General features: G+C 40.2%; 26 protein-coding genes and 1 tRNA gene. 19 read left to right on the top strand and 8 right to left on the bottom strand.

Going from position 1 to position 22,533, the window contains the following annotated elements:
- Positions 1 to 37: 37 nt before the first annotated feature.
- From Q0C29_RS08710 to rnhB, 8 genes are all read left to right on the top strand, one after another.
- Positions 38 to 421 (top strand): hypothetical protein, encoded by a 384-nt coding sequence (locus tag Q0C29_RS08710; protein ID WP_292000270.1) that lies wholly within the window; start codon positions 38 to 40, stop codon positions 419 to 421.
- On the top strand, positions 418 to 3,705 hold the full coding sequence (locus tag Q0C29_RS08705; protein ID WP_292000269.1) for a hypothetical protein: 3,288 nt from the start codon (positions 418 to 420) through the stop codon (positions 3,703 to 3,705). Before Q0C29_RS08710 ends, Q0C29_RS08705 begins: the two co-directional genes overlap by 4 nt.
- Before the next feature lie 161 nt (positions 3,706 to 3,866).
- Positions 3,867 to 4,421 (top strand): MogA/MoaB family molybdenum cofactor biosynthesis protein, encoded by a 555-nt coding sequence (locus tag Q0C29_RS08700; protein WP_292000268.1) that lies wholly within the window; start codon positions 3,867 to 3,869, stop codon positions 4,419 to 4,421.
- A gap of 175 nt (positions 4,422 to 4,596) precedes the next feature.
- The gene (locus Q0C29_RS08695; RefSeq protein ID WP_292000267.1) at positions 4,597 to 5,097 is read left to right on the top strand and encodes a hypothetical protein; all 501 of its coding nucleotides are present in this window, start codon (positions 4,597 to 4,599) and stop codon (positions 5,095 to 5,097) included.
- An 85-nt stretch (positions 5,098 to 5,182) separates the two neighbouring features.
- Positions 5,183 to 6,394 (top strand): hypothetical protein, encoded by a 1,212-nt coding sequence (locus tag Q0C29_RS08690; RefSeq protein WP_292000266.1) that lies wholly within the window; start codon positions 5,183 to 5,185, stop codon positions 6,392 to 6,394.
- Positions 6,395 to 6,433: 39 nt separating this feature from the next.
- Positions 6,434 to 7,093, top strand: a complete 660-nt coding sequence (locus Q0C29_RS08685) for an NAD(P)-dependent oxidoreductase (protein ID WP_292000265.1) — start codon at positions 6,434 to 6,436, stop codon at positions 7,091 to 7,093.
- Positions 7,083 to 8,303, top strand: a complete 1,221-nt coding sequence (locus tag Q0C29_RS08680) for an NAD(P)-binding domain-containing protein (protein ID WP_292000264.1) — start codon at positions 7,083 to 7,085, stop codon at positions 8,301 to 8,303. Before Q0C29_RS08685 ends, Q0C29_RS08680 begins: the two co-directional genes overlap by 11 nt.
- The gene (gene rnhB, locus Q0C29_RS08675) at positions 8,281 to 8,910 is read left to right on the top strand and encodes a ribonuclease HII (RefSeq protein WP_292000263.1); all 630 of its coding nucleotides are present in this window, start codon (positions 8,281 to 8,283) and stop codon (positions 8,908 to 8,910) included. Before Q0C29_RS08680 ends, rnhB begins: the two co-directional genes overlap by 23 nt.
- A gap of 37 nt (positions 8,911 to 8,947) precedes the next feature.
- On the opposite strand, the gene Q0C29_RS08670 is transcribed toward rnhB, so the two are convergent.
- Together Q0C29_RS08670 and Q0C29_RS08665 are read right to left on the bottom strand one after the other, a co-directional pair.
- A complete protein-coding gene (locus Q0C29_RS08670) occupies positions 8,948 to 9,682 on the bottom strand; it encodes a phosphatidate cytidylyltransferase (RefSeq protein WP_292000262.1) in 735 nt (244 codons plus the stop codon).
- The gene (locus Q0C29_RS08665) at positions 9,657 to 10,100 is read right to left on the bottom strand and encodes a DUF371 domain-containing protein (RefSeq protein WP_292000261.1); all 444 of its coding nucleotides are present in this window, start codon (positions 10,098 to 10,100) and stop codon (positions 9,657 to 9,659) included. The genes Q0C29_RS08670 and Q0C29_RS08665 overlap by 26 nt, the downstream gene beginning before the upstream one ends.
- 48 nt (positions 10,101 to 10,148) lie before the next feature.
- Between Q0C29_RS08665 and Q0C29_RS08660 the strand changes: the two genes are divergently transcribed.
- The 3 genes from Q0C29_RS08660 (at position 10,149) to Q0C29_RS08650 (ending at position 13,013) form a co-directional block, all read left to right on the top strand.
- On the top strand, positions 10,149 to 11,384 hold the full coding sequence (locus Q0C29_RS08660) for a thioredoxin fold domain-containing protein (protein WP_292000260.1): 1,236 nt from the start codon (positions 10,149 to 10,151) through the stop codon (positions 11,382 to 11,384).
- 71 nt (positions 11,385 to 11,455) lie between these two features.
- Entirely contained in the window at positions 11,456 to 11,989 is a 534-nt protein-coding gene (locus Q0C29_RS08655; protein WP_292000259.1) for an NTP transferase domain-containing protein, read from the top strand.
- Positions 11,990 to 12,038: 49 nt separating this feature from the next.
- Positions 12,039 to 13,013 carry a tRNA-ribosyltransferase gene (locus Q0C29_RS08650; protein WP_292000258.1) on the top strand — a complete coding sequence of 325 codons (975 nt, stop codon included), beginning with the start codon at positions 12,039 to 12,041 and terminating at the stop codon, positions 13,011 to 13,013.
- Here the strand turns inward: Q0C29_RS08650 and Q0C29_RS08645 are convergent.
- The 3 genes from Q0C29_RS08645 to Q0C29_RS08635 all read right to left on the bottom strand — a co-directional run bounded on the left by Q0C29_RS08645 (position 13,010) and on the right by Q0C29_RS08635 (position 16,331).
- Positions 13,010 to 14,584: an ATP-binding protein gene (locus Q0C29_RS08645; RefSeq protein ID WP_292000257.1), complete on the bottom strand. Its 1,575-nt coding sequence runs from the start codon at positions 14,582 to 14,584 to the stop codon at positions 13,010 to 13,012. The genes Q0C29_RS08650 and Q0C29_RS08645 overlap by 4 nt on opposite strands.
- Before the next feature lie 55 nt (positions 14,585 to 14,639).
- On the bottom strand, positions 14,640 to 15,608 hold the full coding sequence (locus Q0C29_RS08640) for a hypothetical protein (protein ID WP_292000256.1): 969 nt from the start codon (positions 15,606 to 15,608) through the stop codon (positions 14,640 to 14,642).
- 63 nt (positions 15,609 to 15,671) lie between these two features.
- On the bottom strand, positions 15,672 to 16,331 hold the full coding sequence (locus Q0C29_RS08635; RefSeq protein ID WP_292000255.1) for a helix-turn-helix domain-containing protein: 660 nt from the start codon (positions 16,329 to 16,331) through the stop codon (positions 15,672 to 15,674).
- 139 nt (positions 16,332 to 16,470) lie between these two features.
- Here Q0C29_RS08635 and Q0C29_RS08630 point away from each other — a divergent pair, with 139 nt between their 5' ends.
- From Q0C29_RS08630 to Q0C29_RS08600, 7 genes are all read left to right on the top strand, one after another.
- Positions 16,471 to 17,121 carry a hypothetical protein gene (locus Q0C29_RS08630; protein ID WP_292000254.1) on the top strand — a complete coding sequence of 217 codons (651 nt, stop codon included), beginning with the start codon at positions 16,471 to 16,473 and terminating at the stop codon, positions 17,119 to 17,121.
- Entirely contained in the window at positions 17,093 to 17,560 is a 468-nt protein-coding gene (locus Q0C29_RS08625) for a hypothetical protein (RefSeq protein WP_292000253.1), read from the top strand. Before Q0C29_RS08630 ends, Q0C29_RS08625 begins: the two co-directional genes overlap by 29 nt.
- 24 nt (positions 17,561 to 17,584) lie before the next feature.
- Positions 17,585 to 17,839 (top strand): hypothetical protein, encoded by a 255-nt coding sequence (locus Q0C29_RS08620; RefSeq protein ID WP_292000252.1) that lies wholly within the window; start codon positions 17,585 to 17,587, stop codon positions 17,837 to 17,839.
- Complete coding sequence (locus Q0C29_RS08615) at positions 17,785 to 18,108, top strand: hypothetical protein (RefSeq protein WP_292000251.1); 324 nt, start codon at positions 17,785 to 17,787, stop codon at positions 18,106 to 18,108. The genes Q0C29_RS08620 and Q0C29_RS08615 overlap by 55 nt, the downstream gene beginning before the upstream one ends.
- A gap of 24 nt (positions 18,109 to 18,132) precedes the next feature.
- Positions 18,133 to 18,318: a hypothetical protein gene (locus tag Q0C29_RS08610; protein WP_292000250.1), complete on the top strand. Its 186-nt coding sequence runs from the start codon at positions 18,133 to 18,135 to the stop codon at positions 18,316 to 18,318.
- A complete protein-coding gene (locus Q0C29_RS08605; RefSeq protein ID WP_292000249.1) occupies positions 18,318 to 18,863 on the top strand; it encodes a hypothetical protein in 546 nt (181 codons plus the stop codon). Before Q0C29_RS08610 ends, Q0C29_RS08605 begins: the two co-directional genes overlap by 1 nt.
- Positions 18,864 to 19,209: 346 nt before the next feature.
- Entirely contained in the window at positions 19,210 to 20,217 is a 1,008-nt protein-coding gene (locus Q0C29_RS08600) for an ATP-binding protein (protein WP_292000248.1), read from the top strand.
- Between the two features lie 128 nt (positions 20,218 to 20,345).
- Here the strand turns inward: Q0C29_RS08600 and Q0C29_RS08595 are convergent.
- Positions 20,346 to 20,434 (bottom strand) — tRNA-Ile (locus Q0C29_RS08595).
- A 166-nt stretch (positions 20,435 to 20,600) separates the two neighbouring features.
- Between Q0C29_RS08595 and Q0C29_RS08590 the strand changes: the two genes are divergently transcribed.
- A complete protein-coding gene (locus tag Q0C29_RS08590) occupies positions 20,601 to 21,542 on the top strand; it encodes an Mrp/NBP35 family ATP-binding protein (RefSeq protein ID WP_292000247.1) in 942 nt (313 codons plus the stop codon).
- Between the two features lie 23 nt (positions 21,543 to 21,565).
- Here the strand turns inward: Q0C29_RS08590 and Q0C29_RS08585 are convergent, their stop codons facing one another.
- Positions 21,566 to 22,174 (bottom strand): hypothetical protein, encoded by a 609-nt coding sequence (locus Q0C29_RS08585; RefSeq protein WP_292000246.1) that lies wholly within the window; start codon positions 22,172 to 22,174, stop codon positions 21,566 to 21,568.
- Complete coding sequence (locus Q0C29_RS08580) at positions 22,155 to 22,526, bottom strand: hypothetical protein (RefSeq protein WP_292000245.1); 372 nt, start codon at positions 22,524 to 22,526, stop codon at positions 22,155 to 22,157. Before Q0C29_RS08580 ends, Q0C29_RS08585 begins: the two co-directional genes overlap by 20 nt.
- Positions 22,527 to 22,533: the final 7 nt, after the last annotated feature.

Below are 22,533 nucleotides of genomic sequence, written 5' to 3'. Positions count from 1 at the left end.
AGTTTAGGAATAAGCAATGTAGAATAACTACTCTTTAATGATTGAGTTGATTTACGATATAGTTAGTGAAATTGAAAATGAATTAGTGATACCTATAATGAGCGATGTTTTCAAAGTTATAAGCGTCATTGGGGGCTTGGCGCTATGGCTAATGGTAGTAAGTGTGTTGATTAAGGCTATTGAGAGTAAACTAGGCCCAACAGGGTGGGCTAGGGCAGCTGCATTATGGGATTTATTCAGTAATTTCAAATGGTTCATAGTAACCATAGTAGGCTTGTATGTAACAGTTTACTCACTTGCATTGATAGCTAATTACGTGAGTGGATCAAGTATAGTTAATCCAGCTAGCTTTGCAAGTGAATTACTCTATAAGGTATTCTTCAGTCCATTTATTGAAATTTGGAAAAGCATAGCACCATGATTAATGTAATTCTACTAATGATGCCTATTGAAGCATCATTAATAATAACCTATAGAATACGGAGAATAGGGTATAAGCTTATTTTTAATGACATAATTTTATTCATAGGTATAGTATCATTATCCCTTGCGATTATTGATTTATTTAATAGAAGTAACCTAAATACCATAATTAGGCTAGAGGAGTATTGGAATTCAGTTATTAATGCAGTAGCCGAAGTTATGATCGTTAGGAGTATTGCATTAATGGTTTTGAATATTTTAGGCCTATTCATATATAATGTTGGCATTGGCTACATTTTAAGCAATATTGGGTTAAACCTAGTTTTTGGAAGGTTGATTGACTTAGCCTCAGAAGTACTATACATTACGTTCTCATATTCTCAACTAATGTATATAATGTATCACATGGTTCATGTTATATGGATCATCGCTAAGGTGTATGAACCAGTGATCATATTACTTGCGCCACTCGTAATGATTAAGAGCACTAGACCATTAATAGTACCGTTAATAGCAGTAGGCTTATCCCTAATGATGGTACCAGTATATGCTTCAACTCACTTAAGTTACAGTAACGTGAATATAATTAACCTAATTACATTCATAAATAGAACCCTTAATTTAGTGAACTACAGTAATGTCATTCACGTATACTTGATTAATTCTCCATATACCTTAACTACAGGGAGCATATGCGGCGTAGGTTTCATATCGTATGGTGAATCAATAATAATTGGGAATCAGTTGGGATGTTCAATAATCTTGAACTCTACGTATGTAGATTGGATTAAGGTTCCTGCAGTAAGTTCAGTGAGTATTAGTAATGAGTCAGCAATTCCAGTAATATACATTAACGTGTATCCAATGGTTAATGAGTTAATTGTTAACGGTGAGGTAAGGGCACTTTGGCATTGGGTAAAGAAGCCGTCGTCTTGGTTAATCACTAAGAATGATGATGCCTTAACACTGTGTTTTAACCAAACAATTACCAATAAATCAATGATGATACTCTGGGCGTATGCAAGTAATGTTAGAATTCACTTAGAGGAGCCAAGTAACTGTAGTGAGGAAGTGTTAAGCATTAATGGTAACGTTATTAGCAGTGAATTAATCATGAGGTTTAATGAGTTTGAGAAGTATACATTAGACTACTATAACTCATCACTTGTCTATGATGAGGTTTGGTTAAGGAATAAAAGTTTATTCAACCCCATAAGCCCTAATCCACCAAGTGATTTAAGACAATACTTAGTTAACGTGACCTGTATTGGTAATGGAACAGTAAGAGGTAATATTACTATTATTGGCTCCAAATTAAGCACATGGGGCTATGAGGGTAATCTAATAGCGTATACAGGTAACCTATATGCATACTTTAAAAGCATGTATAATGAGCTTCATGGTTCATTATTAAGGAAATTCACGGTAATTCCAAGCGCATTAGCATGGCTAATGTACCCACTATCAGTAGTGGGGTTACTTGAAGCACTGTTAATGCTTGTAGGTGAATCAACCCCGCTCAATATTCCTATAATGAGACTAATTAGTGAGCTGAGGAACCTCATATTTCTAGTCAGTAATCAATCCCCAAGATCACTGATGTCTAATTTAATTAGGGTTAGGCGAGGCAAGAATCAGACCCTAGACTTACGTGGCATCATTAATGAGAATTACCACAATTATCTAACTAATAGACAGGGGATGCGTAGGTTATTATCCTTCTACAGTAAGCCAAGGTACCTAAACTACTTAAGTAACCATGGCTTATTCGGCATTTACCTCAAGGCAAGAAGTAATCCTTACGTATCAGGCTTGCTGAGGGAAGTATCAGGTAATAGGCGTGGTCTAGGGTTAATAAGTAGGGTTAGAATAAGATACTTGTTAGCTAGGCCCCTTGGTTCAATTCAATTAGTCGAAGGCATACTGCTTGGGGATAAGTGGAGCCAATGGGTTGAGGTGAGGGAATTCTTGGTGAGAAGACTTATTAGAAATGAAATACTTACCTTTGAGCTTTACGAGAGGGGATTATTAAGCCGAAGGGAAGTGCAGAGGAGGGTTAGGTACTGGTTCTTTAGGAGTATAGTGGAGTACCGGGGTAGGTTAAGGATGATTAGCAGTATGGGGAATGCACTTACGGCACTAACTTACTTAACTCATGGTCATTCTAAGAATATTATACCTAGATTATTGAAAGTGAGTGGTGAAGTAAAATTAGGTAGTGGACTTAGGGTTAATAAGAGTGATAATTTAATGGTGTTTACCCTATTGTCATTAGCCATGAATCCTGACGCTGAAGCAATAGTGGCGTTGGTTAAGTCTGGGTTAGTAAGCGTTGATAAGAGTAGGTTAGTAGCATTAATGAGTTTTTATAGGGAATTAACATCGCCATGGGTTATCAATCATGTTAAGAGCATTGTTAATTCTTTGCAGAAATTGAAAGTATCTACGGAAACCTATAGAATAATAATGGGGAAATTAAGGAAAATGCTTATTGAGCAAGAGAATTTAACTAAGCAATACGTAAGATTAAGTGCCGAGAAAATAAGGCTTAAGTACGGTAACTTAAATGGATCAACTCCACTGAGAGGTTTAGTTAATGCTAGGAACATAAGCAACCTGGCGGTCTACCTATTAAGAGATTCAACGAACGTATCCTCAGTATTCATGAATTATCTAAGGAATCTAAGTGCAGGGACGATTAATGTTAAACGCAGAAGCATATTAATGAATATTATTGTAGAGTATGCATTTAGTAGGGGTAACGTAGACTTAGCTTTAGTTGCCGCAAGCCTAGGGCTGCATCCTGCAACTTTAATTAAGGAAATGCTGATGATCCTTGACCCATCAACAGCTACTAACGCTGTTAATAATACCATTAAGCGAGGGATCTTGGATGAGAACCTAAGGAGGGAACTAACAGTAGCTATAACGCTTAATCCCAATTCCTCACCATATAGGAGACTCTATGAACGTTACTTAATAAGAATGAGTAGATTCTACTCGGGTATCGCTAACACTAATGATGAAGCATGGTTAAGCGGCTTAATGAATCAACTTGATTACATGACTACATTGTTTATTGACTTGTATATTAAGAAAAGTATTGGTAATGCAAATTTCAAGATGGCTTTAAGGCTAAGCAAGGCTAACGCGGTGAGGGATATAATGAAGTTAAGCATTAGTGATAAGTCTGCTTATTCAATACTGTTAAGTACTATTAGGATTAGGAGAAGCATCAGTTTCACTAGGGGTAAGTATTTAAGAGGTATTAAGCGTAGTTAAACTGGTGATGAGCAACGGATAAGGCCTATTGGTGGGCCTTACCTAGGCTGAGGACCTAATTGATGATGGTCCATAGCGCTGATGATTGTGCTCATTATTGTTCTCTTGAACTACATGAATCAGTAATACTTAAAATTAAGTACTAACGGATAATGAAAGTTATGAGTATGGGTAAGGATAATGCGGCATCACCTCATATGGAGCATGAAAAGAAGGGGCCAAGTAAGGTTAACTTCTTTATAATTACTGTAAGTACGTCAAGGTATGAGTTAATGAAGGCTGGCAAGCAGTATAAGGATGAGTCAGGCGACTTAGCTTCATTAAAGATAACTAACTCTGGTCACTCAGTTGTAGGGAGGCTACTAGTTAGTGATGATGAACGCATGATTAAGGGTTCATTAAATGAGTTACTTCATAGGGATGATGTAGATGTTGTAGTTTTAATAGGTGGTACAGGCTTGGCTAAGAGTGATGTAACTATTGAGACTGTTAGGCCATTATTCAGTAAGGAGATTGAGGGTTTCGGGGAATTATTTAGATTCATTAGTTACCAGAAAATAGGGGCATCAGCCATGTTAAGTAGGGCAACAGCAGGAATAATCAACAATAAACTGGTTGTCTGCCTACCTGGATCACCTGATGCTGTTGAAACTGGGCTTAACCTAATTATTGATCAAGTATCCCACATACTCTACGTAGCGCGTTTAAGTAGCTAAGTAAACTACTATGAGGCGGCATCAACTGCATGAATCAGCGAGTATTCTATATTCTATAAGAAATAAAGCAGGAACAGTGTTTATTAATCATTGGTTATCTTACGTGAGGTGATTCATTATAATAATTCATGCCATATGGAATAACGGTTTTAAACGTGTAGTAGTTGGATTCACAATGCCTAGGTTACCTGCCCGTGTTAAGAGAATTATGATAATAATGGGTGTAGTAGCCATTATAACTGCAGGAGTATTACTATATTTATCTCACATGTACCTATCATTATCTAACAGGCATAATGCAACAACATTGTGTCTAGAGTTCATAAATAATTTAACTGGAGTTAGCCAAGCCAATGAATCAACTATAGTTAGCATGGTTAGGAACTACACTAAGATGTATCATGTATCAATGAGGGTAAGCGCGTATGCCTTAAATGGAACCTTAGTATTCTCATATGGTTCATACGTACCACCAGTACTTAATGGGGGTCAATCATCCCCATCAATTATTAGTAGCAGTAAGGTAACAATAATTAATTATGGTGTATGCCAGTACTATGGTAATGGCCTCATATGGGAGGTTCAAATTGGGGCGCTGCCTGAATCATTATACTTATTCATAACTGGTCTAGTTTTAATTTTCATAGGCTTAGCACTAGTAGCCATTGGTGCTTAATTAAGGTGCAAGGTGACTATAACCCTAAGCCCTTCAGTAGCCTTAACGTAGAAAGGTTTAATATCCAGTAATACTGGTGAGTTTAATGCTGAATCTAGCATTAATAATATTGACTTTAGGATTACTAAAGGCGCCTGTAATCTACTTATACAGTGGGGGTAACTACCTATTAGCGGTCGTAGTGAACTTTACTTCAACAAGCCAGTACTCGCAAGTTTACTTAGTTAATAATTCAGGTTGGTTTAATGTTAATGCAATACCTAATGATGGACGTGGAGTATTGGTAACCAATACGTATCAGTATGGTGACGAATTGTATTTACTGGGCTTCAGTAGTAGTGGTCCATTACTGGTTCGACTTAGGCTTGGGAATAACTATGTAACGGAAGTAGCAAACTTATCAAGTTATCTACCAGCCAGTCTACAGCCCTACGCCTTAACCATATTGAATGATACAATATATGTGTTTGGGATAATTAATGGGTATGCATCCGCATTCCTAATAAATTTAAGTGAAGGAAGCATCACTAATTTAACAAGCCTATTCAAGGGTGTTTGGGCATCATCAACACCTGTGTCAGCCACGGTGATGAAGAGTAATTCCCTGCTCATTTTAGCCATGTCAAGTAGCCTAACACCACTTCTAGGCTTACTTAGTGGTAATAGTATTAGAACAATAAGTACACCCCAGATTAAGGGTTTACCTCTTGGTTTATTTCAATTTAATAATGAAGCCTTAATACCAATAATGGTTATTAAGCAGCAGTCACCAACAATATCAGTAACGTATTTCTCTGGGATGAGTAATGCCTACACAATGGGTAGCACGCTACTCTACTACAATAATGGTACATTATTCAACTACACTGATTGCATAAACCCGAACGCAGTTATATTTGACGTTTATTGGATTAACACCACCACCGCCTTACTTGGGGGAGGTATTGTTAACGGTGCCACTTGGGAACCATACCTATCAGTGCTTAATATTAATCAGTGTAGGTCAACTATAATACCAGTAGGCTTAAGTGGCGCAGTTTTCGCGGTACTGGGTAACTGGATAGGGGGTGGATTAAACGTGGTTTATAATATTACAACACTGTTAGGTGAACCATTCATAACGAAGATTAATTACACAATGGGGGTCAACACACCCACATCTCAAGTAATACCCAGTTTTCACATAAGCCCTGTGAAAGAGGGGATTATATCAATTAGTGAAGTAATAATGGTAATACTGTTCGCTGTTGGGTTAGCTATATTAACACTACTATTGTTCAGAACTAAAGCCATTTGAAGGTAGTGAGCTTTATAAGTTAACTAATTACAGGCCCGTGTGGCTAGAGTACCATTATTTATCGAATTCAGTGATAAGAGGGTATTGGTTATTGGCGGCGGCTATGTTGGCACAAGGAGAGCTCTTAAGTTCTCTGAAGCAGGCGCCTACGTGACTGTAATAGCGCTTAAGCCATCAAGTGAGCTTATTAGAGCTAATTCAACAAGTAATATTGATTTAATCATAGCTGATGCAGGCATGTTCAACTACAGTAGGGTGATAGGAGTAATTAATCTATTGGTTTACGCTATACCAACCAATACTGAGCTTAAGAATAGGCTTAGGAGAATGATTAAGGATAGGCGTGTGCTCTTTAATGACGCAACCAACGCCAATGAAACAGAAGTAGTGGTCCCCTTTGAGGGTGAGGTTAATGGAATAAGATTCGCAGTAACAACAGAAGGCAAAAGTGGTGTTGCAGCATCAATAGTTAGGGATTACCTGCAGGCTGAGTTGGCTAAGAGTGAGCTTCATCCATTAATAAACGCATGGTATGAGGTTAAGCAGTTAATAAAGAAGAGGGTTAATGATCCACATATTAGGATGAGCATATACTTTGAGCTTAAGTATGATGAGAATTTTATTGAACTAGCTAGGAGGGGGGACATGAGTAATGTGGTTAAGTACGTTAATGAGGTGATTAAGCATCATGGGTATTGATGACTACTTAAGCAAGATAAAGGCCTTAACGCTTAACCATAAGAGGGTTAATACGATTACGTTGTCTGAAACATACCTAAACAGTGATGAGGTTTATGGTAAATTAATGAACTACTATAATGAGGTCTTCCTACTTCAGACATGTAATAGAGTTGAGATCTACGTTTATGGTGATGATTATTCAGTTGCAGAAGACGTTTATAGGGTTAAGGGCACTGTTAACTATGTAGATAGATTAGTAGGAATGAATGCAGTACGGCACATTTTCAGGGTTGCAGCAGGTCTTGAATCAGCAGCGGTGGGTGAGTCGGAAATACTGGGCCAGGTTGAGGATGCGTTCAATGATGCTAGAAGGAGGGGGGCGCTGGGTGGTTTACTGGGATTCACTATTGAGAGGGCTATTAGGACTGGGAAAGAGATCAGGGGTAGGTTTCCTGAGATTTCAATAGGGTTAGCGAGCGTTGGTTCATTGGTAGCTGAGTACGTGCATAGGTTTAGGGGACTTAACTCTAAGGTTATCGTGGTTGGTGCAGGTTCTATTGGATCCGACATAGTTAGGAGACTTGCCGAAAAGGGCTTTAGGAACGTAACAGTAGTTAACAGAACCCTTGATAAGGCTAAGGCCGTGGCTTTAAGGTACAATTTCAAGTACGCATCCCTTGACTCATTGAGGAGCATTATGGGGGAAAGCGATGTAGTGGTTTTCGCCACGTCCACGATGAAGCCTCTATTGAGTAAGAGGGATGCTGAGGAATTAAGCGGTAAGCCAATAATAATTGATATTGGAATACCTAGGAATGTTGACCCTGAAATCCCTAATGTGGTTTCAATAGATGAATTAAAGAATCTTGAGAGTGAGGTTAGGGAAAGCAAGAGGAGGGCATTAGATGAGGCAAGTAAATTAATTGAACATAGACTAATTGAGTATAGGAGGCTCTTTGCGAGGAGGATTATAGAAGGTATGATAGGTGAATTAACTAAATGGGGGTTAAGCATTGGGGAAGGTGAGGTTAAGAGGGCTGTTAAGGCTGGTTTAATAAGGAATGATGAGGATGGTGCAGCGTTAGCTGTTAAATCAACCGTTAAGAAGGTAATGTTACCTCTCATTACGTACTTGAAGGAACTTGCTGAGGAGGATAGGTTTGATGAAGCATTAACAATAATAAGTGGGATCAGGGCTAAGCTTAATGGGGATGGTAAACAAGCTTGAGGCAGGGATAGATGAGGCTGGACGAGGTCCAGTAATAGGGCCAATGGTAATAGCAATAGTAGGTTGGAGTAACTCAGAGGCTGAGGGTATAGGAGTTAAGGATTCTAAGCAATTAACCCCAAGTGGAAGAAGCAGGCTATATAGGCTAATAGTAAGTAAGGCACCATGTGTTAGGCATATTGTTGTTGAACCGGGTGAAATAGATGAATACGTCAATAGGGGGTTGCTGAATGAACTTGAGGCTAATAAGATGAGTGAACTCATAAAATCATGCAGTGGTATCACCAGGGTTTACGTGGATTCACCTGACCCTGACCCGAATAGGTTTAAGGAATTCATTAATGTTAAGGGCGTTGAGCTAATAGTACTTAACCATGCTGATGAGACAATACCATTAGTATCAGCAGCCAGCATAGTAGCGAAGGTAATTAGGGACACTATAATAAATAAACTTAAGGAAACTTACGGGGATTTCGGAAGTGGTTACCCAAGTGATCCAAGGACTATAAGCGCTTTAAGGAAGTGGATTAATAATGGTACCTTACCTCCAATAGTTAGGAGAAGCTGGAGGACGGTTAGAAGAATGTCTAACATGAGATTATTTTAAATAATGCCTTAAAATTTAAGGTAACTCCGCAAGTAACCTAAATCCTGGGGAACCTTAGGAAGTAGGCTAATAGTGATGCCGTTACTGGAATCGCTAAGTTATCTTCACCACTGTATGATTCAACAACACCAAGGGCTATACCCACTAGGTAAAGCCATGTGAAGTAACTAAGCCCCACTAATAAGCCCACCACCAGTGAGAAAACTAAAGCCCCCATCACAATACCTTCAATTGTAGTACTACTGTAGGGCATCTTAGTTCTCCCAATGAGGGAGCCGAACAATGCGCTGAATGTGTCATAGAACATTAGCGCCAGCACTCCATAGTAGGCGTAAGTATTAAACAGCACGTAGGATGCATAAACACCAACCATACCCATTACAACCCCTAGGTAACCCCATTTCCTCTCATAATCCCTCTCAACACTCTTAATGAATTCACTGAACGTGTACTCAAGCTTATCCATTGACGCTATTAACTCCCTGACACTGGTCATGTTAAGCATTTCGGCAACTCTCAGTATGTTTAACCTAACGTTATTCCTAGCGTCCTCAAGGGTATCTCTAATAACTACTGATATTAAAGGCCTCTTAACCTGGTATATGTATAGGAATGATGAGCCTATTAAAAGTACTGTGTAGTACGCTTCAATGTATGCTTGCTCAAGTCCAACCACTAACGGTACTATTAGTAGAATAGACAATAGTAGGTGAATAAGCTTCCTGTATAGTAACGCCTTAACCCTGTTAATTCTGCTCAAGTTCTGTACCAATTAAAATCACCTCAATTGGTTCACTATCTCTGGCTTTATTAATAAGATCCCTATCTAAGTCCCTTGCTGCCTTATTAGCAAGAAGCATAACAGTAGCATTATCAATATACCCACTCCTCCTAACTATGATCCTCCTCTCATCGGTTAATCTTAACCCCCTTAACCCTAATCCAACAATAACGTCAATGCTTGAACCAGCCACAATAATCATTAAGACTAATGAGTAATCATTAGTTATCACGCTCTTAAGGTCATTGTCTAGGTCTAAGGCAGCCTTATCGGCGCAGCAAGCAATTATACAATCACCCCTCTTAGTAATGTAATTATCCTTAGTTACTTCAATTGTATTCCTATGGGTAGCCTTCACATTACCATGACCTCTAGCCCAAACTACATCAATCACCATCCTACCTGCCACTGGCTACCTGGGAAAAAGTTTTTAAATAACCTATCTCATTTAATGACCGTGAAGGGACGTATAATAGTAATTGTACTCCTTATGCTTGCAGAGGTTACGTTATTGGCTTACTCATTGACTATGGTTAGGTTTGGTTCTGTTAATGCTTACTTGGTGACGGATCCTATTTCCTTTGAGAATCTATTGATGAGTAGTAGTGGTAAGTATCTTCTCATAATTTACGCTGACTCCCAATGCGTTGCCTGTAATTACCTTAAATCCTACGTGTTGAGTAATTATACGATAGCTAACTATGTTCAGAGTCATTATGTTCCAGTTTACGTTGACTTGGATTATCAATCAGCAATACCCTTAACCAACATTAACATTATGATTAATGGAACAGTCTACGTGATTGAACCAATCAGTAATGAGGTAAGCGTAAGAGCCTATAGAACCAACACCACCCAAGTAGTCCCATTCTCAATTCAAGCAACCCCAACACTACTAATAGCCTACGACAACAATGGTGCATTAATAGTTAAGGAAATAATACTCGGAGCCTACCCACCTCAAATATTCATGAACATACTATCACTGGTCCACACTAAAGCAGTAGAGACTTCGTTACAGGAGCAGAATGGCGCATCGTTTACTAACATAACCACACTAGCCTTATCCTATGTTGCTGGTCTTGGTTCAGCAATAATGCCCTGTGCATTACCTGCCTTAGTGTCTATTGCATTAATGGCCCTTAATAAGAAGATAAACCCAATAGCCTTATTCGGAGGCTTCCTAGTATTCTACATAGCCTTAGGTTCATTGCTAAGTCTCATTGGGCTTAGCGGCATAGCCAGGTCAGCACTATATGTAGCATCCTCAGTAGTATTAATTTTAATGGGTTTAATATTCATTATACCATCTCTATATAGAGGCTTCATAACCTTCACTTCCAGGATACAAAACATGGGAAGCAGGGTAAGGCCTGGTGGTATCCTAGCTGATTTAACAATGGGTCTTATATTAACGGGACTGTGGTTACCTTGTATTGGGCCAATCTTCGCTGGTGTAGCCTTAGGTTCAATTCTAACTTCTCAGTTAACTCATAATATATTAATGGGTGTTCTAACTACCACGGTCTTTTCGCTGGGTTTTGTAACCATGGCTTCAATTGTACTAGCCTTAGCTAACCTAGGTAGGAGGAATATAAGTAAGGTAGCCTCGGTAGGATCATTGATTGAGAAGGCTGCTGGAATTGCAATGATAGCCCTTGGAGTTTACCTACTCATAGAAGCACTCTACTGATTAATGCATCCTTAGAGCCTTTACTACTTTATAGCGTATGTGTTTTAAGTCTTCCATAATGTGTTGAATTAATGCAGGTTGCTGCACTAGTTATGTCTGGGGGAAGGGGAAGTAGGCTGGGTAATGTTGATAAGGGCTCATTAAACATATGCGGTAAGCCAATGATTAAGTGGGTGTTGGGTAATTTAACTAACGCTGGTGTTGAAAAGATTATAGTATCTATATCAAGGTATAATCATAATACGTTAAAGATACTTAAGGAAACCCATAATGATATATACATCAGTAGTGGTATTAATTATGTTACTGATCTTTCCTTCGCGCTTAAGTTAATTAGGGTAAGGCCACTACTTGTAATGCCTGTTGATACCCCATTAATAATCCCAGACTTAATAGTGGACTTCATTGAGAGGGGTATTAAATCAGGTAAACCAGTGGTTAATATGATTGGTAAATATGGCCATGTAGGTGTTACGCTTTTCAATGAATCAATGGGTGAGTGGATTGACGTGAATTATGATTCACCCCTAGTTATGGATATTGACACGCCATTTGATGTTAATGTTGCTAGTCAATTATGTCTTAAGTTACGTAACTTTACCTAAATGGTTTATAAATGGGTGAAACTTTAAGGTTCAGGCTTGAGTACTTCCAGTGAAGGTTTTGCTTGGGACACCACCAAGGGCTACGCCGAGACCTTGGATTGACTTCACCGGCATAATTAATGTACCAGTCATAGTAAGTGCCTTTGAGTTACTGAAAATGAGATCCCCTGGTGATGCCCCGTTACATTCACTACTTCAACACAGTGGTGAAATATGGGTTGATTCAGGGGGTTACCAATTCTTAAGTAGAGGTATTGAAATAAGTATTGATGATGTAGCTAAAGTATACTCCCGCTTTTGGGATGCATCAACTTATCTAGCCCTTGATTATCCACCACTACCGAGTGATGATAGTAATGTTGCCTTCAATAAGTTTCGTAAGACTATTGAAGCATATGATGCGTTAAGCAAGGCCTTGGAGAAGGAAAGTATTGAGGTTATGCCCGTAATCCATTACTATAGGGATGAGAAAATAGTTCTAGGGACTTTAGAGAATATTATTGATCATAATCCTAAGGAGATTGCGATAGGAGGATTAGTACCTTATGTACTAGTGACTAGGAATGTGCCTAAGAATAGCAGATGGAGGGCATTACTCTTCATAGCTAAGGTGATGAGGGAATTTAATGGTAAGATCCACGTACTTGGGTTAGGTAGCCCATCAATAACACCAACGCTTGAGTTACTGGGTGTTTATTCAACGGACTCCTCAACATGGAGGATTAAGGCAGCGTATGGTAAGGTAATGTTACCAGGTGGAGGTGAGAGACATGTAACTGGACGTAGGGTTAACTTCGGTAAGAGGACAATTAAGGAGGATGAGCTTGAGGAGCTTTACACATTCCTAAGGGAAACTAAATTCCCCCTTCTTGGGAATTACCCTGATGGCCTATACTCAAGCTTCGAATACAGGGCATTGGTCAATGCATGGGTGACTTTAATGAATAATGGTAAACCTAGGGGAAGCAGCTTTAGGCTAATGTATGAGAGGATTCGAGCCTTAATGGAGCAGGCTGATGCCTAGGAACTAACAGTGCTCATCCACCTTGTTACACCACCATGGTGAGTTAACCTCTCCTTAACCTTAACTAGAAGGGGTATTGGAGTAGCCATCCCAGTGACGTATGCTTCATCAGGATTAAGTGACTTAAGGGTCGTTAATTCATCACTTGAAATATTCTCAGCAACTGAGGCTACGTACTTCAGGTCCAGTGGGTTTATTATCCTCTTAAAAACCTGGGTCATGCATTGGCTAAGCACGTCTGGGTCAATCCTAGAAGGTCTTTGGGACACTATGCATAAGCCCAGTCCAAACTTCCTCCCTTCCCTAGCGATCCTGAGTATTGATGATTTACTAATTGATAATGCCTTTGATGGCGAGAAGTTGTGCGCCTCCTCAATTATCACAAAGGTTGGCATTATACGCCTCCTCTTAGCTAGATTGAACATGGAGTCAAGCATTAACGCTACTAAGGCCTGTTGATCCATTAAATCAAGCGTGGAGAGGTCTAGTACGTTTATGCCAGGTTTGTTAAGCATGTTTTCAACGTCAAGTAACCTTATGGGTTCATCACCATAGTGCTCACCATACATCGTTATGAAGAATGGCCTATTCTCAAGAAAAGACCTCAACTTTGAAACTAACGATGATATTGATGACTCACCGGCATAACCCTTTGGGGCTGAGCTACGACTCCTTTCAATAACCTCACCTATCAGTTCATCTATAGTCGTCAATGGGGCATCTATTGATGGATCATAAGGCCACCCCTCCTCCAATAACCTCCTCTGGGTGTCTGTTATACCGTAGTAATGCGTAAGAAGCTTAATGAGCACGCTCAGGGGCATGTTCCTTGGGTTAACGCCAACCCTGGTATATCTTCTAGGTTCCCCAAACTTAGCTATGTAGTATTTATCTATTTCACTAGTATCAACTCTACCAGGCACATATATGTTAACCATATTGGCAACCTCACTAGCTAAGGGATCATCAACCATTGGGTACTGCATGCTTGAGTATTCACCGTGAGGATCAATTATGACCACAGGCATCTTAATGGTTAAAGTCAACTCCTCAGCAATTACACCAGCTAACCATGACTTGCCTGAACCTGTAGACGCCAATATGGCGCAGTGGTGAGTAGTTAATTTCTCAGCATCCAATCTAGCAGGTGTATCGCTACCCTTAACCTTACCTATTGTTATAGGTACTCCATTGATGATGGTTAAATTGCTTATTAATTCACTGGGGACTTCACTCACGTAAGTGTACAGGTGAGGCGGAGCCATCGGTTGCCTTATGCTTGAACCCTCAACAACACCTATTATTAAAGCCTCAGCAAGGGTTATTGTTGATGTGAACTCAAGGTTAAAGCCATACTTCTTAAGTCTCTCAACTCTCTCAAAACTACTCATCTCAGCCAGAATCCTATCATCAGTCAGATAATTCCTCCTCTCAATCCTAGAGACCCTACATAAGTAACCTTCACTAGTGATAACGTATTGCCCAATCCACACTGAGGCACCATCAAAGACCCTGAACCTAATTCTCCTAACCCCATCAACACCGTGGATTATACCAATTGGATTAGCCACTAAAGTGAGATATACTAATGGTTAATAGGCTGATTGTTTAAGTTAAAACCTAAGACTACTCAGGCACCTTTGCTTTGTATTGTAGTACTCTGTCTACTTCTGTGTTTACTCCGATGTCCTTCGTGTATTTGGGGTCTATTGCCTCAATGAGTATTCTCCACTCTCCCGTGAATGGGTCTTTGACTACGTTGCAGTAGGTGTGTATTGGGTATTGTGGATGCTCGTACATTGAGCCCGGCCTCCATTCAGTCATGAAAACCTCCTCAAGGTTATTAGCCTTCAGGTCAATGATGTATGCACCGAAGTACTTGGTCACGTGCGCGTTATGGAAGAATGTTGTCACTGTCCCAATGAACATTGGCCCATAGGTTGATGACACTACGTCACCATTAAGTAGGAATGCGTCTGGTTGAGGCCTCTGCTGCTGCCCATTAATCGTGGGTAAGCCTAACTTAACCCAATTAACCCCATCCCTACTAGTGAGTAATTCAGTGTAAACCTTGTTATCGTTACTAGCCCTAGCCTTACATAATGCAATATACCTACCGTCAATCACGTTTATCGTGCAGTCCCTAGCCTCACCACTATCGTATGGTTGATCACGCCTAATAACGAAGCCAACTGGACCCCATGGGCCACGTGGGTCATCTGAGGCTGCTAGGAATGTCTCCCAACCACCACCAACGTCAAGGGACATGTATAAGTAGTACCTACCTGTTAATGGGTCTTGAATAAGTTGATTATTCTCAATACTAAGCACATTAACCTTAGCCCACTCCGAAACCACCTCCTTAGGGATGAAGCTCACTAGGCTATAATACTCACCATTACTGGAGTACCAAACCTCAACACCAGTACCCCTAGGACCAGCAACCCTAGGCCTACTTGTAAGCCAATACTCACGGTTAACAGGGTCAATAAGCAAATCCCCAGCACCCCTCCATGAGCCAGGCTCGAAGCTTGGAGGATCCAAAACAACACCAGTAAACCTCCTCAACCTAAAGATGCACTGCGGACAAACCATCCGAATCACTATTAGGCTTTAGGCGTAGGTATTATTTAAGCATAAACCCGAACAAGCATAGAATCAGTAAGGGTAATCATTCCTCAACTCCCTTAGGGCAAGCTTCCTCAGTATACTCCTCAACTCCTGCATTAGAGTAGTCTTACTGATGCCTAAAGTCTCAGCAATACTCCCCACATTACGCCTCCTAGGCCAATTGAAGTAACCCAACTCATAGGCAGTCTTAAGAACCCTCAACTCCCTCCTAGTTAACGTTGGGTCACCAATACTCTTAGTTAGTTCATTAACGTTAATCCTCCTAACCAACCTAACACTAAACCTACTGCCCAATTCACTAATAAGCCCATCAGCACCACCAGTCACAATACTCCAATACTCAACACCATTAGCTATAAGTTCATGATAATAGTACACGTTACTGCCTAGGATTGTTTCAAGGACACCACCGTTAAATGCCCTAATGGTGCTGAGTAGTGTAATCGACTTACCCCTCACGTTATACCTACCAATAACGTCAACAACCTTAACACCCCTAAACCCCCTAACCCTATTAATCAACGTCTTAGCAACCCCAACGCTTGAGGCGTTGAGGATAAGCATAGACCTCTTAACACGATTAGAAATGGGCACGGAGGATGCAACATTAACCCAAGCATCAAGACCCCTAGTGAAGGTTGACCAATCATCATGCTCAACAACAAGCCTAACAAACTCAATAGGCATAAAACCAAGAAACAACACACCCCTTAAAAACATTCAACCCATAGAATACCAACCAATTATTGGAATAAAACTAATAAGTTAGGAGTAATAATTAATAATTATATAACCTAAAACAAAATATACACTGATAGCAATAGCAGTGGCTACTGTACTGCTTTCACTCACCCAATACCTAGCCTACTCATCAACACTACCATCGCTAGTTTACCCAAATCCAACAACACTAATAATAACACCTGGCATCCCACTTTGGAACCCATACACACCTGGTAACGTGATTGGGACTACTGGGACATGGTTACCGTTAGCGGCCTTTAACCCACTCACTGGTCAATTCTGGCCTGTTTTGGCTAGGAATTGGACTATTGAGGTTTTGCCTAATGGTAGTGGTATTTTAACAGTCTATTTGCGTAGGGGCTTGTATTGGTTTAATGGTTCAGCAGTAATGCCCTTCACTGCTTGGGACGTTTACGCAGAATTCTACATTGGCGTTAAGGCATTTAAATGGTTCTACCCATTTATGCTGCCGCAGTATGCTGATGATGTGAGGGTGATTAGCAACTACACGGTGCAGTTCCTATTCCAGAAATGGAGTCCGACAAGGTGGATAATCCTACTGACGACTTGGATAGACGCACCATGGCAAGCGTGGAGGCCTATTGTGGATGAGTTGAAGACAATGAATGCTACCCAAGCATCACTATTCGCCAATAACATAACGAAATTCACACCACCATACTGGGCGTTATTCCCCATACTACATGACGTCGATAAACCCAACATACGTTAATTACGCGTTAGAGCCTATGTACTTCAATGATGTACCACTATTAGCATCATGGTATAGAATCTTCCCATTCGCAACATGGGGCTACTACCCACCAACGGCAACATTATGGGAGATTGGTGGTAATACGCAGGCGTTGAGTGCAATGCTTGTCAATAAGGCTAGTTATGGGTGGATATACTTATCCCAATCCCAGTTAGCAACATTGAATAAGACTCCAGGCTGGTCCTCCTTCGTAATACCATCATTCAATAATGTTGACATTTCACCCAATCCGAGGATTTACCCATACAATATTCCTCAGGTTAGGGAGGCTCTATGCGACGTTATTAATAGGACTGCTGTGGCTGCTTCATGGGGCTTAGCCATAACATTACCAAGTTACTACCCTGAACCAGTATCACCTACTTCAATGGCAACATTCCCATCCGACGTTAGGTAGTTTATAATACCGTGTGAGTACAATGTGACTAAGGCTGCTGAAATACTTGAGGGCTTAGGCTTCAAGAAGGTTAATGGGTACTGGTACACACCAAATATTTCCAGTGGCCAGTATCAGACCGCCGGCTGGGTTGCTCCAGTGAATTTCGCATATAGTAGTGCATGGAATGATATTCCAGGTACATGGGGTTACTATGGCCCAATGGCACATGCACACCAGTTAATGTGCCTATTGCGCACACCCCATTCAACACAGTGGAGTTACCTAATGCAACCATAGTTCGGTGTATTAATTCAACATTCGGATACATTAATTTAACAAGTTGGCAAACACTCCTATACGCGACATACCCAGGAACATCAGACTACGACCTAGCCTTGGAGGTTATTTTCTCATGGTTCCACTACTTCGTACCAACAATACCATTCTTCGAGAAGCTTGAGCCCTATGAGTATAGGGTTGAGTTAATGGATCCGAATTGGCTATTCCAAGGCTATATTCTTGATCATTATCCTTGGTTGACTTATGAGCTTGAGGTCATGACATGAGGCTATGGCAATGGGGCATACAGCATGTTACAAGTAATAGCCACCTGGGATCTTATTGCACCAAGGGGTATTACCCCTCCTTTGGCTGAGGCTATTATTAATGGTTCGCTATGGGTTAAGTATCCCCAATACGCCGCATTCCTAGGTATTCCTAAGCCTGACCCTATGCTTCAGCAGGTTGTTGCATCATTGTTCAGGGCGTTAGTCTAATGCCTTTACTTAAGGGTTCAGTATCCAGTGTTAGGGATGCTGTCTACGCTGAGAAGACTTACCATGAGAGGTATGATCCGATTAGGGCTATTAGGACCAGTAGGTTTAAACTCATAATGCATTTCGAAGCCCAGGACACTGCTGATGCTGCAATAGACTCTAAGCTCAGCCCAGCCCATGAGGTTGTTGTTGATGAGATAACCACACCTAATGAATTTGTTGAGCTCTATGATCTTGAGAGGGATCCCCTTGAGTTACATGATGTTTCAAGAGACCCCGAATATGAAAGCGTGTTAAAAGATCTCCTCAGTAGGCTTTACGGCTTCCTAAAGGAAACAAATGACCCAATACTAAACGGACCAATACCATCACCACACTACTACCAAGCACTAAGGATACTTAAGGGGGAGGAACCAACACCACCAAGGGTACAGTTAACACCACCATATCAAGGATGGTGGTCAAGCTTAACTAAGAGTGAATGGGACACATTAATGAACCTAATATACTCCCAAGGCAAAGAATCCAAGAACAAGCAACAATAACCATAACTTAACCTAAATAGTGAAGCCAATAGTCTTCACATTACATTAACTTCAGTATTATATGATAAAGGTATTTAAGCTCTCTATCTCAGGATTTATTTGAGAGATGAGTTCAGAATTAGGGTTAGGGTATAGGAATCTTTAAATAAATATATTTAAGTTAAGTAATTATCAGTACTCTTCAAGTTATTTTCCATAATGTTAAAAATAATTCTTAAAAGACTTAGAATATATAATAACTTGGACATAGTTTAGTGGAGGTTTCAGTTTTATCCAGCGATAATGATATTAATTCAGTAGCTTAGGGTAGGGAAAGTATTTTTAATGACTTTACAGTAATTACTGCGTGAAGAGACTTGAGTTTCCGCTAATTCCTGGCTTTAATGTTGAATTCACTGATAGGGATTTGGCGCTTAGGCGTATTGAGTATTGGGCTGAACATGGTATGGCTGTGGTTCATGTGGTTTACGGCCCTGAGGGTTGTGGGAAATCTGCCTGGCTTAAGCAATCCACGGAGCTTCTGCGGGAATTAGGGTTCGAAGTAACTTACATTAATCCTCTTCATCAGGAGTTTACAGCGTATACTGACATGAAGGATCTTATTAAGCAATTAACTGAAGCCGCTGCAGAGGTCTTTGGTGTTGCTCAAGTGCGACTTGCAACATTAGCTCTAGAATTCGTCAAAGAGGCATTGAAACGAAGGAAAAGAAGAGTTGCTGTGTTGGTTGATGATGTCTTTAAAGCCATAGGTATTGATAAGGCTGCCATATATGTTAAAGGGATACTTGGTTTAATTGAGTATCCACCGGCTGATTACGATGTCATTGTTACTGTTGCTGCCACTAGTGAGGGTTTGTCTAGAAGGGAGATTGGTAGGCATAGGTGGGCTTATTTAGATGCCATGTGGAACATGAGTAAGGAAGGCTTTAAACAACTCTACGAGCATATACCAGGAAGCAAGCCCGATTTCGAGGAGACTTGGAGGCTAACTGGTGGAAATCCGAAAATATTAGGTCAACTCTATGAGGCTAGGTGGAACGTTGAAGCTGTATTAATGAGGATTATTAATGATAAGAGGCTTAAAGCCTTTACATCATCACTACTGCCTGAAGAGAGGAAGTGGCTTAAGGAGGCTGTGGAGGATCCTGATACTCTTCTAATGAGAGAGAGAATACCATTAATGGATAGGTTAGTTGATTTAAACTTAATTGTTGATACTATACCTGAAAGATTAAGTCACTTATGGATAGATACCCCACCACCTGAGAAGGATCTTGAAATAGGTGTAGGTAAGGATAATGCTTGGCAAGCACCATTATATAAGGAGGCTATTAGAAGAGTGTTAGGAGCATAATAATGCGCATTCTCTACTGCATCTAGCCTTGTTATTGTCTCATTAACATAATCCCATCGATGTTAATTCAATTCCCTGATTCTCAGGTTATGCTTAAAGTTATGTGAAATTCCTCAATATTAATTTAGTGGGCCCGGTGGGATTCGAACCCACGTTCTCCCGGTCTCTAACGCTGGGCTATCAGCCGGGCGCTTTGACCAGGCTAAGCTACGGGCCCTCATTAACATGCCGGTTACATTATTTTTTAAGTTTTTCTCCCGGAATTCTAAGGTTGCTTAAATTTACCTTAAATAATAAATTGAATTAACCTATTATACTAGACGCATTTTCTCTTGGATTCGATATGTGGAAGGATTTATAAGGGGTTAGTTGGCTGATCATTAATGAGTAATAAATCTAATATTAACGTTAAGGTTCAGCAACCCCAGAAGCAGCAGATTAAGTTGGGCTTCGGTGCAGGTAACGTTAAGCTTAAGTTCGCGGTCATGAGCGGTAAGGGTGGGGTTGGTAAGAGCCTTGTTACTGCTTCATTAGCGGTTGGCTTCGCCCTGAGGGGGTTAAAGGTTGGGATTCTTGATGCTGATATTTATGGGCCTACAATACCTAAGCTACTGGGGCTTGTGGGTAGTCCACTTTACTACGATGATAAGAGGGATTTAATAATACCGGCCACTGGCCCGTTGAACATTAAGGTTGTGTCGATAGATTTCCTACTTCCAAGTGAAGACTCAGCTGTAATATGGAGAGGGGCCTTGGTAACTAAAGCTATTGAGGATTTCCTCTCTAAGGTGGATTGGGGTGACTTAGATGTAATGATGATTGATTTACCTCCAGGTACTGGTGATGCACCATTAACCATAGCTCAAGCCCTCAGTGGTCAATTAACAGGTAGCATAATTGTATCCGCTCCAGGGGATGTTTCAGGTAGAATAGTTAAGAAGGCTATTGACTTCTCTAGGAAGGTTAAAGTACCTGTGATTGGTGTTATTGAGAACATGTGTTGCTTCACTTGCCCAGACACAGGCAAGACATATTACGTATTTGGTGAACCTGAGGGGAAACGAATAGCCGAGGAGGCTAATGTACCATTCCTAGGCGAGATACCTCTTGATCCACGCATAAGCGAGGCTAATAATACAGGAACTCCCTTCCTGCTGAAGTACCCTGATATTGAAGCTTCTAAGAACCTAATGGTTATAATTGATTCACTCATAGGTAGATTTAAAGGTGAGTTAAGTAAGCAGGCAAAGAGGGAGATAAGGTTAATGAAGCTACCTGGCGAGGAGGAATCCTCAAGTGAAGATAGTGAGGAGGGTAGGCAGTAATTATTATACAGTTTTTAAAGACACTACTTCTCATGGTGCATGTATTTCCTAATAATGTAGTAAACATCATCATCTACATCAATGTATACTGAATCCGATTTGCTCGATAATGATTCCAATATTGGTGATACATCAATATTGGAATCAAACTGAGTGGTAGTGATTTCGCCTTTCTCAACATAACCCATGTTAAGTATCATTAATGAATCAATAGTGTTCTTTAATGATTCTGTGTCAACTAGTGGTACCTTAGTTGGGTGATTTAATATTATTATTGCCGTACCTGTGAATGGATCAATGTATATGAGTGATTTATTACCGTTGATAATATTCTCAATAACATTACTTATCCTCATCATGTTTACTGCATAGGTACTGTATATGCTCATGTAGCTGCTCGCTACACTTACAGTGTCGGCTACAACTACTTCAACATCATCAATCTTAAATGATCTCTTATCACCTCTAGAGATAATCTTCTTTTCATCACTCTTAACGGAGAGAGCCTTATTAATAGTGTTCACTATACTCCAATTAATACTAATTGGCCTAACCCTTATTGCTGAGTGTAGTTCCTCTATTCTTTGCCTATGCTTTCTAAGTTCATCAGTATTAACCACTAGTGGTAACATTATTGGGCACCATAATTATCCTTGTGGGTAAACCTAAGGGTTCAATCACCGCAATCTTAATATTATCATCAGAAATCTTACTTAGGTCATTCTTAACTAATGTATATATTTTCTCCTGGAGATTAGCTAGCTTCTGAATAAAGAATAATGCGCTGGTTAACTGTTCATTATCACTACCATTAACTATTAGTACTTCGCTGTTCTCAAACCTTAAAACACCTAGCCTAGTGCTCTCAATGTTAGTATCAGATATTTTACTACTTAATCTACTTGAAAGTTCCCGTAGCTTACTTATCCTCTCGTCAAGTAATTTCACGTAATCCTTAACCGTGGATTCAATAAAAGCTACCACAATTATA

Source organism: Caldivirga sp., assembly GCF_023256255.1.
In the GTDB taxonomy this organism is placed as follows: domain Archaea; phylum Thermoproteota; class Thermoprotei; order Thermoproteales; family Thermocladiaceae; genus Caldivirga.
This window is presented reverse-complemented; position numbering and strand designations above follow the sequence as displayed.